Genomic DNA, 14,180 nt, shown 5'->3' with positions numbered 1-14,180 from the left:
ATGCGGCACGTATTGGTAGGTCAGTCCCTTCATCTCCAGCGCAATCCGCACCCGGTAGGAGGTGGAGGAGCGGTAGTAGTTGTGAAGGACGAGGTCGCTCATTTCTGCACATTCGGCCGATTTGGCCGACCGGGCAAGGCATGGTGGTCCGGAAATTGCCATCTCCGCCTTCGGCCAGGGATGGCGATGTACTATTTGCCAATAATCTGGCCATGGTCGCTGGGCTATTCTATCCTGCCTTGAAGTGAAACGAACGCCAATGACCGCAGTCAACGATAGCGCTAGGTTTCTGATCATCGACGACCATCCGCTGTTTCGCGAGGCGCTGCACAGCGCTGTGCAAATGGCCTATCCGGACGTCGACACTGTCGAGGCGCGTTCGATCACCGAGGCATTTGAGCTTCTGGCGGACGCGAAGCCATTCGATCTCGCGCTGCTCGACCTCAGCATGCCTGACGTGCATGGCTTCGACGGGCTGCTGCAGCTTCGGACGCGCTATCCGCGCCTGCCGGTGGTCATCGTTTCGGGGCATGAGGAGCCCAAGATCATTTCCGAGGCGCTGTCCTATGGCGCGGCCGGCTTCATCCCGAAATCGGCGCGCAAGAGCGATCTGGCCGCCGCCATCCGCTCGGTGATGGAAGGTGCGATCTACGTGCCCGAAACCTATGAGGGCCAGCCGCCGGACGCCGACAGCACCGACCGCGCCGAGATGGTGCAGCGCCTTGCCAAACTGACGCCGCAGCAATTGCGGGTGCTGCAGATGCTGCGCCAGGGCTTGCTCAACAAGCAGATCGCCTACGAGCTGCAGGTCGGCGAAACCACTGTCAAGGCGCATGTTTCCGAGATCCTGCGCAAGCTCAACGTCTACAGCCGCACGCAAGCCGTCATCGAGGTTTCTAAGCTCGACAGTGCCGATCTGTTCCGGGGGCAGGCGGGGTTTTGAACGGGCCTCGCTCCGTCGTCTTATAGCACTTAGGCTGCGACAAACTCCGGATAGGATTCTCGAAACTTCTTCAGACAGGAAATTGCATCGCCAAAGCCGCCAATTATGTCATTCTGGTCGCGAATTGTCAGGAATCTGAGATTCGGCGTAAAGCATACGTGATCTACCCCACCGTAGTGCGCATGAGACATCGCCAATCCGATGGAGCTGGGGAGTTTAAATAAAGTGTCCGGCTTGGATATTTGTCCGTGCAATTCGGTTAACACATAAACCGAGTTCCCAATTACTTCTCTATACACAGTGTAGAATGCGATGAAATAAGAAAATCCTCGAGTTCTATATGCCACCGATTGAAACCCATCGATCTTTCGCGCAACGACCGGCCTTAGATCAAAGACTTTTCCATAATTGGCTATAAGCTCACCATAAATGGCGCTAAACCGATCTCCATTTATTACTTCAAATGGCAAACTAAATCTGTGGAGGCAATCGACGAAATTTTCATCTGTCTGATTTCTGAATTTCATACCCTGTACCGAAAAAGCAATTGCGTGACAGTGCACCATTTTCAATTACGGTGACAGTACACCATTTTTCTTTCGTCGCCTGCCTCGTTTCCCTGGTTTCACGGCTTTGCCGAGTTGCTTGGCAATCCGGTCCAGAAACGCATCGTTGCCCAACGGTCGACGGATGCTCTCGGCCTTACGCAGCGTGTCGAAAGCCGCGACAAAGAACTACCGCTTCTTTCGTGAGGCGTGCATGGCGCGTGCAGCCTCAAATGCAATTAGCGTTTGGTGGTCTAAATCCATAAGTCGAGCTAAGTGATCAGTATCGGTAAAATGACCCGATAGGATCATAAACCCGCTACCATCTCTCATAAATTGAAACCTAAAATCTTGTCCAATCTCATTATCTATTATTTCAACCTCGCTCAGTTTCTCAACACTGAGACCGACTTGTCCTTCCTCTGCAATGTAGAAGATAACACGATCTTTGAAGACCCAATCTTCCCGCGTGTGAACCGCTATTGCATAGACATCGTAAACTTTTTTCAGGCCGCTATTTCTGATTCTCATCTCTATTGGGCCTCTGACGCATCAAAAAGGGCTCAATGAAGTCTCTCTAAGGATTACGAACCCCTGCGCCCTGAATCGCCTTGCCTCAGGGTATGCTCTCCAGTGTCTCTTCTTTCAAATTCCTAGCCTATGTTTTGGCTTGAAAGCGTATTAAAGACATTCCTATAGACATCATTGACTTCCCAACCTTTTCGTTGAAAATAGATTTCAACGACCTCGAACATCCAATCAACGATGGATTCCGTATTAATCCACCTTCTTCTAGCTACAAGGCCCCAAAGCAGAAAAAGTAAATCACGATCATAACAATATTCCTCGCCTATGGTTTCTGACACCAAGGTCACGAACGCACCGTATTCATCCTTTGATGTCTCATTCAGTTCATATTTCAAGTTTGATCGCGCTATATCTAAGAATACAGAATACCTAGATCGATCCGAATCCGAAATATTCTTGTCTATTGCCTTGATAATTTCTGCGGCAAGCTCTCTTGCGACGCGGTCAATTTCGAACCGATCAGTTATGTCTACAATGTCCATTTGTATTCGGATTCGCCGTTGCGTTCACCGGCCTAGTATTTAATACCGAGAGAGTCGATTGCGGCACCGCGCATTACAGTGACAGTGCACGATTTTTTGTCGCTCGCGGTGTCGTGCGAGCGTCTTTTGAGGGAGAAGGGATCAAGCCAAGAGATGCGCCAGCAGCGCGCGCAGCTGCGCCGGTTTCAGCGGCTTGCGCATCAACTCGATGCCGGCCGCGCGGGCAGCTATGGCAACGGTCTCCGAACCGTCTGCGGTGACGATCAGCGCCGGCACGGCGCGGCCGAGATAATCGCGGACCTCGGCGATGGTCGTGGTGCCGAGGTCGCCGCCGTCGAGGTGCTGGTCGGCTATGACGATGTCCGGCACCCAGTCGGTATCGCCAAGCATGTCGAGCGCATCACCGGTCGAGGTGGCGGGGCGCACCAGGCATTGCCAGCGCTCGAGCAGGGACGTCATCGCCTGCAGCACCTCGATGTCGTTCTCGACCAGCAGCACCTTTGTGCCGAACAGCCCGTAGCCGCGCGGCCGCTCCATGTCGGCGGTGTTGGCGATGGCGTCGGCGGTGGCGCCGATCCCGACCGGAACGTCGATATGGAAGATCGTGCCGTGTCCGACCTTCGACGAAAACGTCACGGGATGGCCGAGTGCGGCAGCAATGCGGCGCACGATGGCCAGGCCCAATCCCAGCCCGCCGCCGGCGAGCCCGGCATCGGTCGGGATCGTGCCGCGGTGGAATTCCTCGAACACCGCCTCGCGCTGGTCGTCGGGGATGCCGCAGCCGGTATCGGCGACATCGATACGGATCGTGTCGCCGCGATGCCTGGTGCCGACCAGCACCCCGCCGGAGCGGGTGTAGCGCAGCGCGTTGGAAAGAATGTTCTGCAGGATGCGGCGCAGCAACGTGCGGTCCGAACGCACGACGGCGTTGACCGGCCGGAATTTTAGCGTCAGGCCCTTCATTTCGGCGACCGGCAGGAAATCCGAGCGCAGCGACGAAAACAGCATCTCCAGGCTGACGTCGCCGACATCGGGCTGCACGACGCCGGCGTCGAGCTTGGAAATGTCGAGCAGGGTGCGGAGCAGATCCTCCATCGTCTCCAGCGACCGCTCGACTTGCCGGACCAGTTTTTTGCCTTCGTCGCTGGTCTGCACTTCGGCCAGCGCCGAGACGGAGAGATGCGCGGCGTTCAACGGTTGCAGCACGTCGTGGCTGGCGGCTGCCAGGAACCTGGTCTTGGATAGGTTGGCCAGTTCGGCGTTTTCCTTGGCGGCGCTCAGATCGATGTTCGACTGCTCGAGCCGGCGCAAGGTCGAATGCAGTTCCTCGGTGCGCGTGCGTACTCGATTCTCGAGCGAAATCGCGGTCTGGAACAGCGAGAACGCGTTGGCCTGCTGGTCCATCGAGCGCTCGACGCGGCTGACAAGGGCTGCGTTGATCTTCTTCAGCTTCTCCAGGTCGTTGATGTTCCTGAGCGGCATGAGAACCTCCTACTCCGCCGCCTGCCGCTCTCCGAAGGCGATGCCGGTGAAAGTCTGGTTCAGATGCATCGACCGGTACTGTTCGCCATAGGTGCCGAAGCCGATGACGTTGTTGACCTTGTAGAGTTCCGAAATCTCCCGAAAGACCTGGCGGTTGAGCGCGTCGAGCCTGCGCAGCACGCAGTCGAAACCGAGGATCATGTCGATGCCGCCAAGCCTTTCCTCGACATCCCTAAAGGCGGCACGTGTCGATTCAACCATGTTCTTGGGCTGGGCGATCGAAAGGACGACGCCATCGTCGATGGCGCAGAAGAACGACAGCGAGCCGTCCGCGTGCATCTTCTGGATCGAGCGGCAGTAAAATTCGCCGCCCACTTTCACCACCACCGGGTGCGAGGCAAAACTCAGCGGCGTCAGCATCTGCGGGATGACGCCGACCGAGGCGGCGTATTCCTCCGCGGCATTGGTGGCGTTGAATTCGCGCACGGTGCGGTGATCGGGATCGGATGCGGTCACCACCAGCTTCTCGTCGGTGGGAACGAAATTGTCGGTCTTGAACACGCGGAAAGGAATTTCGGTGGTGATCAGCACGATGATGGCACAGTCGGAGGCAACCTTGCCGTTCGAGATCAGCCGCGTCGTCTCGAATTTCAGATCGTCGCCCGCCGAACCGCCGATCAGTGGAATGTCATCGAGCCCCCAGTGGATGGCCGAGGTCACCGCTTCTTCGGCATAGGACAGCCCGTCGATGAAGCAAAGCGCGAAGGTGGTGTTGGTCCGTTCGTACCCGACGCGACCCTGCAGCGAGCGCCGCAGCGCCCCGACTTCACCGGTGATCCTGTCCATGCCCGACGAAGAGAGACTGTCGACCATAGTGCTTGCGACCGAAAACGATGCTGACGGAAGCAGCAAGGCGAGGATCTGGCCTTCCTCCAGACCGCGCGGCGTGATTTCGCCGGCGGTGGAGCAGCCGGCATAGGCAAGTCCCGGCGCGTTGATCTTCAGCGCGTCCGACAGGGCCGCCGCATCGACAAGGCTCTGGGAGAAAAACAGCAGGGCGAAGCCGGCATCGATGGCTGCGGCTTCGGCCGCGACCGCCTGGGTGAACACATTGGCGTCGGGCTCATCCGTGGTGAGCACCGATAGGCCGCATGCATAGCGCGTCCGTGAACTGGCCAGCGGCTTCCTCCTCGATTCCTCCGACGCTCTTTTTGTGCGCGGCTCTTTTTTGTGCGTTTGGCGCGCCGGCGTCGAAGTCATTGTTGTCTTCAAGTGCTGCTTTGGCAATGAGCCAACACGATGGATTTGAAGTTTCTGTATCTTTGACGGCATCAGGTTCAAACTTCAAATCCAAAACCACACTGGAGGGAGCGTGATCCATGGAAGCGCAGGTCAGGAAGCTGTTCGAAAGGTACGAGCAGCTTTTCCGGAAATCCCTCGCAGGCGATGCCGACATGGACGAAGTCACATCGGTCTATGCCTCGCCTTCATTGCGGCGTCGCCTGCCGGCGTCATGGTCGGGAAGAACGACGACCAACTCAGGCAGGTTATGGAGCAAGGTTATGCTCATTATCGAGCGATCGGCACGAAGGAAATGCGAATACGGGCTGTTCGCGTCTCGCCGATAGACGAGCATCATTGCGTTGCCCACGTCGCCTGGACGTCGTCCTACGCTCGCAAAGGCCAAGCGGACGTCACGATCGATTTCGACGTCCACTACCTCGTGCAGAAGCTGGACGGAGAGCCGAAAATATTTGGGTGGGTGTCAGGCAACGAGCAGGAGGTTCTCAGAAAACACGGCATCGGCTGAAATCGGCTTGGCCAGCCCCAGCCGCTCATGGGCGGAAGGCAGCATCGCACGGCGATCATGGTTTCGCTTCGCTCCACCGTGTCCCTGTCTTTGCGTGACCGAAAGTACAATATGCGGTTTCTGGGACGAACTGCATTCTCGCAATCTCGGCATCCCGCGGCACTTTTTCCCGGTGCTTCATGCGGTATTAAGAAAATAGCGGACAGATGGAGGGCTCGGCGCCACCGACGCCAGAACGACCAAGGTAGCACCCAGGGAGGTTTCATGTCGGACATATCGTTGACGGTGAACGGAAAGCGGGTCAGCGGCACTGCCGAAGACCGTACGCTTCTGGTTCATTTCTTGAGGGAAAATCTCGGCCTGACCGGGACGCATGTCGGCTGCGACACCTCGCAATGCGGCGCCTGTGTGATCCATGTCGACGGCAAGGCGGTAAAATCCTGCACGATGCTTGCGGTGCAAGCCTCAGGGTCGACCATCGCGACGATCGAAGGGCTGGCGGATGGAGTTGACCTGCATCCGGTGCAGGCGGCGTTCAAGGAGCATCACGGGCTGCAGTGCGGTTTTTGCACGCCGGGCATGATCATGGCGGCGACCGACATGATCAACCGTCACCCCGAAGGCCTCGACGAGGCCACGGTGCGGGCCGAGCTCGAAGGCAATATCTGCCGCTGCACCGGCTACCACAACATCGTGAAGGCGATCCTCGCCGCATCGGAGACGATGTCGAAGGGGGCGAAGGGCAGTGCCAAGCAGGCGGCATGAACAGGGCAATAGACAGTAGGCAGTAGGCAGTAGGGAACCAGGAGCAAAAATTTCCCTACTGCCTACTGCCTATTCACCTACTCCCCTAAATTCCGGAGGAATTCTTATGGGCATTGAAGGTGTTGGCGCTCGTGTAGCGCGCAAGGAAGACAAGCGGTTCATCACCGGCGCGGGGCGCTATGTCGACGACATGGTGGTTCCCGGCATGAAGCATGCGGCCTTCGTGCGCAGCCCGCACGCGCATGCTGAGATCAAGAAGATCGATGTCAAAAAGGCCCAGGCCATGCCGGGCGTTATCGGCGTGCTGACCGGCAAGGAGCTCAAGGCCGACGGCATCGGCAATCTCATCTGCGGGTGGATGATCCATTCCAAGGACGGCTCGCCGATGAAGATGGGGGCGTGGTCGCCGCTGGCCTTCGACAGGGTCCGCTATGTCGGCGACGCCGTGGTCGTCGTGGTTGCCGAAACCAAGGGGCAGGCGCGCGACGCGGCCGAAGCGGTCGACATCACCTACGAAGAACTGAAGGCGGTCGTCGATGCTCCGAAGGCGCTCGCACGGAGCGCACCACAGATCCACCCGGAAGCCGACGGCAATCTGATTTTCGACTGGGAGCTCGGCGACAGCACGGCGACCAACGCGGCAATCAAGGCCGCAGCCCACGTCACTCGTATGACGATCGTCAACAACCGGCTGGTGCCCAACGCCATGGAGCCGCGTGCGGCACTAGGCTATTACGACAAGGCCGAGGACCACTACACGTGCTGGACAACCTCGCAGAACCCGCATCTTGCGCGTCTGGTGATGAGCGCCTTCTACAATGTCGCGCCCGAAAACAAGCTGCGCGTCATCGCGCCGGATGTCGGCGGCGGCTTCGGCTCGAAGATCTATATCTATCCGGAAGAAATCATCTGCCTGTGGGCCTCGAAGAAGACCGGCGTGCCGGTCAAATGGGTCGCCGACCGCACCGAAAGCTTCCTCACCGACGCCCATGGCCGCGACCATGTCTCGACGGTCGAAATGGCCTTCGACAAGGACAACAGGATCACCGGGCTGAAGGTCGACACCATCGCCAATCTCGGCGCCTATATGTCGCTGTTCTCGTCCTGTGTGCCGACCTATCTGTACGCGACGCTGTTGTCGGGCCAGTATGATATTCCGGCGATTCACGCCAATGTGCGCGCCGTCTACACCAACACCGCGCCGGTCGATGCCTATCGCGGGGCGGGGCGGCCGGAGGCCACCTATCTGCTCGAACGCACGATCGAAACCGCCGCACGCGAGTTGGGCGTGTCGCCTGCGGAGCTGCGTCGGACGAACTTCATCACGTCGTTCCCGCACCAGACACCGGTCATCATGAACTACGACGCCGGCCATTATGCCGCTTCGCTGGACGCGGCGATGGAGGCTGCCGATTATGCGGGTTTTGCCCAGCGCAAGGCGGCCGCCAGGGCGAATGGCAAGCTGCGCGGCATCGGCTTGAGCTGCTATATCGAGGCCTGCGGGCTGGCGCCGTCGGCGGCGGTCGGCTCGCTCGGTGCCGGCGTCGGTCTGTGGGAATCAGCCGAGGTACGCGTCAACGCCGCCGGAACGATCGAAGTATTGACCGGCTCGCACAGCCATGGCCAGGGCCATGAGACGACTTTCGCGCAACTGGTCAACCAGCGCTTCGGCGTGCCGATCGACAGCGTCTCGATCGTCCATGGTGATACCGACAAGGTGCAGATGGGCATGGGCACCTATGGCTCGCGCTCGGGCGCCGTCGGCATGTCGGCCGTTGCCAAGGCGCTCGACAAGGTCGAGGCCAAGGCCAAGAAGATCGCCGCCCATCTGCTCGAGGCCGACGAGGGCGACATCGTCATCGAAAACGGTGCATTGAAGGTCACCGGCACCGACAGACAAGTGCCGTGGTTTCAGATGGCGCTTGCCGCCTACACCGCACACAACCTGCCGGGCGGCATGGAGCCGGGGCTGAAGGAGACTTCATTCTACGATCCGTCGAACTTCACTTTCCCCGCCGGCTGCTATGTCTGCGAGGTCGAGATCGATCCGGAAACCGCCGTCACCGAGATCGTCCAGTTCGTCGCCGCCGACGATTTCGGCAACATCATCAATCCGATGATCGTCGAAGGCCAGGTGCATGGCGGCGTCGCCCAAGGCATCGGCCAGGCCTTGCTGGAGGGCACTCGCTACGACGCCAGCGGGCAGCTTTTGACTGCGAGCTATATGGACTACACCATGCCGCGCGCCGACGACCTGCCGTCGTTCAAGGTCTCGACCTCGAACACGCCGTGCCCGGGCAATCCGCTCGGCATCAAGGGCTGCGGCGAGGCCGGCGCCATCGGCTCACCGCCGGCAGTCATCAACGCCATCACCGACGCCATCGGCATCACCGATATCGCCATGCCGGCATCGCCGTCCGCGGTCTGGGCAGCGATCCGGGCGACGACGAAACACTGAAACAGGAGTGAATGGTCAGCAGTGAGTAGTCAGTAGAGAAACACTGAAACTACTCACTACTGACTACTCACCAATTCACTTCACGGGAGCATCCCATGTACTCAGTCAATTATCACCGCGCCGCCTCGGTCGCCGATGCCGTCAAGCTGCTCGAGAGCGGCGATGCGAAGCTGCTGTCGGGCGGCATGACGCTGATCCCGGCGATGAAGACGCGGCTTGCCGCACCGTCCGATCTCGTCGACCTTTCGCATATCGAGGAACTGAAAGGCATCGAGGTGTCGGGCAGCACCATCACCATCCGCGCCGGCACCACGCATTACGACGTCGCCCGCGACGAGAGGCTGAAGACGGCCTGTCCGGCTTTGGCCCACATGGCTTCTCTGATCGGCGATCCGGCCGTACGCTACAAGGGCACGATCGGCGGCTCGATCGCCAATAATGACCCGGCGGCCGATTATCCGGCAGCACTTCTCGCGCTTGACGCCACTATCGTGACCAACAGGCGCGAGATTGCCGCCGACGCATTCTTCACCGGCCTGTTCGAGACGGCGCTGGAGGACGGCGAGATCGTCACCGCGGTGACCTTCACGGCGCCGGCCAAGGCGTCTTATGAAAAATTCCGCAATCCGGCATCGCGCTATGCGATCGTCGGTGTGTTCGTGGCCAAGGCCCCGGACGGGGTCCGCGTCGCCGTCACCGGGGCCGGCGACAACGGCGTCTTTCGTTCGAAGGAAATCGAGGCGGCACTTGCCACGAATTTCGACGCCGCTGCCCTCGACGGAATGAAAGTTCCGGCGAATGATTTGATGAGCGACATCCACGCCTCGGCCGACTACCGTGCCAATCTGATCGCGGTGATGGCCAAGCGCGCAGTGGCTGCCGCCAACGCCTGAATCTGCCGGCTGCCGGATCGGGATTGCGAGTTTTGGGGAAGGGGCCTTCGCGGTCCCTTTTTTATCGCTCTCGGGGATTACGGCCGTACAGGCCAGAGTGTGGCTATCTCGCACTTGCACAGCGCTCTATTGCACTGCAATATGCATGACGGAATGCGAGCCGGGGCTCGGAGCGCACGGTCACAGCCTGCAGCCCTTTCGCATCATTCAAATGCGAAAGGACCGGCATGACGGATATCTCCGCGGCGCAGCTTGTCGTGTCCCGGTCCGCCGCCGACACATCGTCGAGAACAAGGCTGGCCTATCTCGACGGATGGCGCGGCCTGTCGATCGCCCTGGTGCTGATCGGCCACTTCTTTCCCGTTCCCGGAATCAACCTCGGTGTCCTGGGCGTCGAGTTCTTCTTCGTGCTCAGCGGCCGGCTCATGGCCGAGATTCTCTTTGTCGAACGTTATCCGCTCAAGGCGTTCTTCAAGCGCCGGTTCTCCCGCATCTATCCGGCGCTGCTGGTTTTCGTCGTCGCTTCGATGGTTGCCTTGTCCGGCACGTTTATCGCCTTCAAATGGAAGGCGGCGCTGACGGCGCTGACATTCACCTACAATTATGCCGGGATTCTCATCAGCCGCGCCGGCACGCTCGACCATATCTGGTCGCTGTGCGTCGAAGAACATGCCTATGTCATCCTGGCGCTGATCAGTTTTTTCGTTTCAGGGCGTGCCCGCGTCGTCATGTTGCTCAGCGCGCTGTCGGGGCTCGCCATGGCGAACGGTGCGATTTCATACTGGGTCTTCGCAATTGACTACGAGACCACCTATTGGCGGACCGACGTGCACATCGCCTCGATCCTGCTGTCGGCGGTGATATGCCTGCTCAAGGCCGACGGCAGGCTGCCAGCCTTGTTCAAGGGGCCGCATGTCGCCGTCGCGGCGTCCGTCGGGGCGGTTCTTCTGTTCATGGATGCGGTGCCGACGCCGATCCATTATCTGGTCGCGGTGCCGCTGTTGGCGCTCGCCGTCAACTCGCTCGATTTCAGCACACGGTACCTGACCCGATTCCTGTCCTGCTGGCCGATGGCGACGCTGGGACTGTGGTCGTATTCGCTCTATCTGTGGCAGCAGCCGTTCTACAAATTCGTCTATTCACAGGGCAGTGCGCCGCTGCTGATGCTGGCCGGGGCGTTCGCTTGCGCTTTGTGCAGCTATTACATCGTCGAAAAGCCGGCCCGTGGCTGGCTGAACCGCAATTGGTAGGGCTGTCGCCTCAGCCGGTGATCTGCCTGGTATAGTAGCGGACCGCCTTCTTGCCGCCATGGATCACCGCGTCGCCAACCTCGACGAAGCCGAGCGCTGCGTGAAAGGCGTCTGAAGCCGGATTGGGCGGCTCGGCATTCACCTCGCAAGTGACGATGGTCTGGCCGGCATGCAATACATGGTCGAACAGATCCTCATAGAGCCTGCGGGCATGGCCGCGACCACGCGCTTCTCCTGCAACGACGACGCGGTCGACATAGACGAAGCGCGGATAGCGCTCGCGGAACCACAGGAAGTTCGGGCTGTCGTAGCGGGCGTTCTGGTCGAAGGTCATTATGAAGGCCTCGAGCGCACCGATGCGGCGCGCATAAAACGCTTCGCCGAGCAGGAAGGACAGGCGCTCGGGTTCGAGCCAGGACAGTTCGGCCGCGTGCTCATTGTTGAGGGCGAGGACGGCGGGCTCGTCCTGCGGCGAGACCTGGTCGATCGGCAGGCGTGCTTGCGTCACGTGTTTTCTTTCTTCGGGATCATGCTCTCGCCGCCGCAATCGTCGCCGCCACCAGCGCCGCGTCGGTCACGGTGTTGCGGTACTCGCGGTCGAGGTCGGTACCGCCCATGCCAACCTGGGGATTACGGTAGTGCATCGCGCTCGGCACGTCCTTGAGCGCGGCGAAATGCATTTCCGTCAGTCCGGTTCTTTCCCGCACTTCGGCGATGTTCCTGGGGTCGAGCCCGCCGCAGCCGAGAATGATGATGCGCTTCCCCGCCTGCCGGACGAGGTCCGCCAGCAGGGTCACGCCCTCCAATGCGGTGTCGCGCTGGCCGCTGGTCAGCACGCGGCCGACCTTGCTGCGGATCAGCGCTTCCAGCGCTTCGGCCGGATCGCGTGTCATGTCGAAGGCACGGTGGCAGGTGACGTTCAAGGGTCCTGCCGCCTGCACCAATTCGCTCATGCGCTTTTCGTCGATTGTGCCGTCGGCGTTCAAGCAGCCGACGACGATACCGGCTACGCCAAGCTCGCTCAGCGCGCGCACATCGGTGAGCATCGAACGGTACTCGGCTTCACTGTAGAGAAAGTCGCCGCCGCGCGGCCGCACGATGACGTGGAATGGGATCGTCGCCAGCTCAAGGGCCGCGCGCACGGTGCCAAAACTCGGCGTGATGCCGCCCTCAATGAGGCTGGCGCACAGCTCGACCCGGTCGGCGCCGGCTGCTTGCGCCGCCAGCAGGCCGTCTATGCCTTCGACACAGATTTCGATCAGCGGCAGGCGAGGGCGTTCGGTGTTGGTCACGGAGCATCCGTTGGCGAAATCGAGTTGGTCATCCCCTAGCATCGGGCTCCTTGCCGCGAAAGCCGGAACTGTTGGGTCAGGACGCTACAGATCGCCGCCGTCGACATCTCCGGTTTCGCGGCGCATCAGATCCGCAAATTGTGCGCGTTCGCGCGCACGAAGTCGATGAAGGCCCGCAGCTTCGGCGGGACGAGGCGGCGGCTGGGAAAATAGAGGTGGAGCGGTTCGTAGGTGGGACAGAAAGGCTCCAGCACCTTGACCAGCGCGCCTGAGGCGAGAAGCGGCGCGGCGAGGCCTTCGACGGCAAAAGCTAGGCCAAGCCCTTGCGCGGCGGCGGTGATGCAGAGCGGAAGTGTGTTCACGACCAGACGTGCGTCGGGCGTGAACTCCACTTGGCGTCCGTCCACGACGAACTCCCAGGGCGAGATGGCGCGGGTGCGGGTGAAGGCGAAGGCGATGCAGCGGTGGGCGGCGAGGTCGGCGGGCCGCTTCGGCGTACCGTTACGCGCCAGATAGTCCGGGCTCCCCAACACGACCGTCTGCAGCGGCCCGCCCAGACGCGCGCCGATCATATCCTTCTCGAGAAGCTCGCCGATCCGCAGACCGGCATCGAAGCCCTGAGCGGCGATATCGACGAAATTGTCGTCGAAGATCAGGCTAAGCCGCACTTGCGGGTAAGCGTCCAGGAACGGCCCCATCAGCGGCTCGATCAGCAGCGGCGCGGCAATCCACGGCAGGCTCAGGCGCAATGTTCCGGCGGGGCGGTCGCGAGCCTCGCGCAGCGCCGCGCCAGCCGCCCGGATCTCTTCGGCCGCCGGGCGCACATGGTCGAGGTAATGGGCGCCGGCTTCGGTCAGGCCAACGCTGCGGGTCGTGCGGTTGAGGAGCCGTACCCCCAGACGCTCCTCGAGCCCCTTGACCGCCTCGCTCAACGAGGCCGGAGCAACGCCGAGTTCCGCCGCCGCCCGGGTGAAACTCCTGGCCTCCGCAACCTTCACGAAGGCGACGATGCCGCTGAACTGGTCGAGGCGCATTATAAGGTTATTCCAAATAGCCTTGTCGAACTATACGGGTTTTTCCGGCGAAGAAAATGCCTCATGCTGGGTTTAGCCTCGCCGTTGCGACGGGTCGAAAGGCAACTCGAAAGGCAAGGAGACAGGATCGATGACCAGGCTCGTTTCGCTTGCCGCCGGCGCTCTCCTGGCGGTGTCTGCCGCTCCCGCGAACGGCGGTCCGCAGGAAGACCGCAACATCCAGCTGATCAAGGACTATTACGCAGCTTATGCGACCGGGAACCCGGAGGCCGTCCGGCCCTTCCTCGCGCCCGACATCGTATGGCGCATTCCCGGCCATCATCCGCTGGCCGGCGACAAGCGCGGACCGGAGGAAGTGGTCGCCTTCTTCCGTGGTCTGGCCGACGGCAAATTTAGGGCCGAGCCGATCTTCTTCCAGGCGCAGGGCGATCTCGTCGTCGACATCCATCGCGGCTGGTCGAACGTCGGCTCGGGTCCCGAGATCGACCAGCTCTACGCCCTGATGTTTCGCATCAAGGACGGCAAGATCGCCGAGGCACAGAATTTTTTGACTGACATGTACCAGTCGGACGCCTTCTACTGGACGCACTACCCGCTGAAGCCACTGCCCGGCCGACTGGCGGGTGACCGCTAGACGG

15 protein-coding genes and 1 pseudogene are annotated in these 14,180 nt (G+C 60.5%); 7 read left to right on the top strand and 9 right to left on the bottom strand.

Features of this window, described 5'->3' with window-relative positions:
• The coding region (locus EOA78_RS37200; RefSeq protein ID WP_348628500.1) for a glutathione S-transferase N-terminal domain-containing protein at nt 1-102 on the bottom strand (102 nt) is incomplete at its 3' end.
• Between the two features lie 157 nt (nt 103-259).
• On the opposite strand from EOA78_RS37200, the gene EOA78_RS23565 reads away from it, so the two are divergent.
• Nucleotides 260-943 carry a response regulator transcription factor gene (locus EOA78_RS23565; protein ID WP_127317211.1) on the top strand — a complete coding sequence of 228 codons (684 nt, stop codon included), beginning with the start codon at nt 260-262 and terminating at the stop codon, nt 941-943.
• 734 nt (nt 944-1,677) lie between these two features.
• Here the strand turns inward: EOA78_RS23565 and EOA78_RS23555 are convergent.
• The 5 genes from EOA78_RS23555 to EOA78_RS37195 form a co-directional block, all read right to left on the bottom strand.
• Nucleotides 1,678-2,019 carry a hypothetical protein gene (locus EOA78_RS23555; RefSeq protein ID WP_127317210.1) on the bottom strand — a complete coding sequence of 114 codons (342 nt, stop codon included), beginning with the start codon at nt 2,017-2,019 and terminating at the stop codon, nt 1,678-1,680.
• 122 nt (nt 2,020-2,141) lie between these two features.
• On the bottom strand, nt 2,142-2,558 hold the full coding sequence (locus EOA78_RS23550) for a hypothetical protein (protein WP_127317209.1): 417 nt from the start codon (nt 2,556-2,558) through the stop codon (nt 2,142-2,144).
• 141 nt (nt 2,559-2,699) lie between these two features.
• The gene (locus EOA78_RS23545) at nt 2,700-4,040 is read right to left on the bottom strand and encodes a hybrid sensor histidine kinase/response regulator (protein WP_127317208.1); all 1,341 of its coding nucleotides are present in this window, start codon (nt 4,038-4,040) and stop codon (nt 2,700-2,702) included.
• Nucleotides 4,041-4,049: 9 nt separating this feature from the next.
• Complete coding sequence (locus EOA78_RS23540; protein WP_245477691.1) at nt 4,050-5,180, bottom strand: FIST signal transduction protein; 1,131 nt, start codon at nt 5,178-5,180, stop codon at nt 4,050-4,052.
• Entirely contained in the window at nt 5,164-5,421 is a 258-nt protein-coding gene (locus tag EOA78_RS37195) for a hypothetical protein (RefSeq protein ID WP_245477689.1), read from the bottom strand. The genes EOA78_RS23540 and EOA78_RS37195 overlap by 17 nt, the downstream gene beginning before the upstream one ends.
• Between EOA78_RS37195 and EOA78_RS23535 the strand changes: the two are divergent.
• The 5 genes and pseudogenes from EOA78_RS23535 (at nt 5,420) to EOA78_RS23515 (ending at nt 11,216) form a co-directional block, all read left to right on the top strand.
• A pseudogene (locus EOA78_RS23535) lies at nt 5,420-5,850 on the top strand (nuclear transport factor 2 family protein). The gene EOA78_RS37195 and the pseudogene EOA78_RS23535 sit on opposite strands and share 2 nt — an antisense overlap.
• A 264-nt stretch (nt 5,851-6,114) precedes the next feature.
• Nucleotides 6,115-6,615 (top strand): (2Fe-2S)-binding protein, encoded by a 501-nt coding sequence (locus EOA78_RS23530; protein ID WP_127317206.1) that lies wholly within the window; start codon nt 6,115-6,117, stop codon nt 6,613-6,615.
• Between the two features lie 106 nt (nt 6,616-6,721).
• The gene (locus tag EOA78_RS23525; protein ID WP_127317205.1) at nt 6,722-9,073 is read left to right on the top strand and encodes a xanthine dehydrogenase family protein molybdopterin-binding subunit; all 2,352 of its coding nucleotides are present in this window, start codon (nt 6,722-6,724) and stop codon (nt 9,071-9,073) included.
• Between the two features lie 95 nt (nt 9,074-9,168).
• Nucleotides 9,169-9,966, top strand: coding sequence for a xanthine dehydrogenase family protein subunit M (locus EOA78_RS23520; protein WP_127317204.1), 798 nt, complete (start codon nt 9,169-9,171; stop codon nt 9,964-9,966).
• A 227-nt stretch (nt 9,967-10,193) separates the two neighbouring features.
• The gene (locus tag EOA78_RS23515; RefSeq protein ID WP_127317203.1) at nt 10,194-11,216 is read left to right on the top strand and encodes an acyltransferase; all 1,023 of its coding nucleotides are present in this window, start codon (nt 10,194-10,196) and stop codon (nt 11,214-11,216) included.
• A 10-nt stretch (nt 11,217-11,226) separates the two neighbouring features.
• Here the strand turns inward: EOA78_RS23515 and EOA78_RS23510 are convergent, their stop codons facing one another.
• The 3 genes from EOA78_RS23510 to EOA78_RS23500 all read right to left on the bottom strand — a co-directional run bounded on the left by EOA78_RS23510 (nt 11,227) and on the right by EOA78_RS23500 (nt 13,542).
• Nucleotides 11,227-11,724: a GNAT family N-acetyltransferase gene (locus tag EOA78_RS23510; protein WP_095521999.1), complete on the bottom strand. Its 498-nt coding sequence runs from the start codon at nt 11,722-11,724 to the stop codon at nt 11,227-11,229.
• Nucleotides 11,725-11,743: 19 nt separating this feature from the next.
• Nucleotides 11,744-12,508: a copper homeostasis protein CutC gene (locus tag EOA78_RS23505; RefSeq protein WP_245477687.1), complete on the bottom strand. Its 765-nt coding sequence runs from the start codon at nt 12,506-12,508 to the stop codon at nt 11,744-11,746.
• A gap of 125 nt (nt 12,509-12,633) precedes the next feature.
• The gene (locus EOA78_RS23500; RefSeq protein ID WP_127317201.1) at nt 12,634-13,542 is read right to left on the bottom strand and encodes a LysR family transcriptional regulator; all 909 of its coding nucleotides are present in this window, start codon (nt 13,540-13,542) and stop codon (nt 12,634-12,636) included.
• Between the two features lie 130 nt (nt 13,543-13,672).
• On the opposite strand from EOA78_RS23500, the gene EOA78_RS23495 reads away from it, so the two are divergent.
• The gene (locus EOA78_RS23495) at nt 13,673-14,176 is read left to right on the top strand and encodes a nuclear transport factor 2 family protein (protein ID WP_127317200.1); all 504 of its coding nucleotides are present in this window, start codon (nt 13,673-13,675) and stop codon (nt 14,174-14,176) included.
• The last annotated feature ends 4 nt before the right edge of the window (nt 14,177-14,180 follow it).

The sequence above is a fragment of the Mesorhizobium sp. M5C.F.Cr.IN.023.01.1.1 genome (assembly GCF_003997585.1).
Lineage (GTDB): Bacteria > Pseudomonadota > Alphaproteobacteria > Rhizobiales > Rhizobiaceae > Mesorhizobium > Mesorhizobium wenxiniae.
Note: the sequence above shows the minus strand (reverse complement) of the source record. Positions and strands in the feature narration are given on the sequence as shown.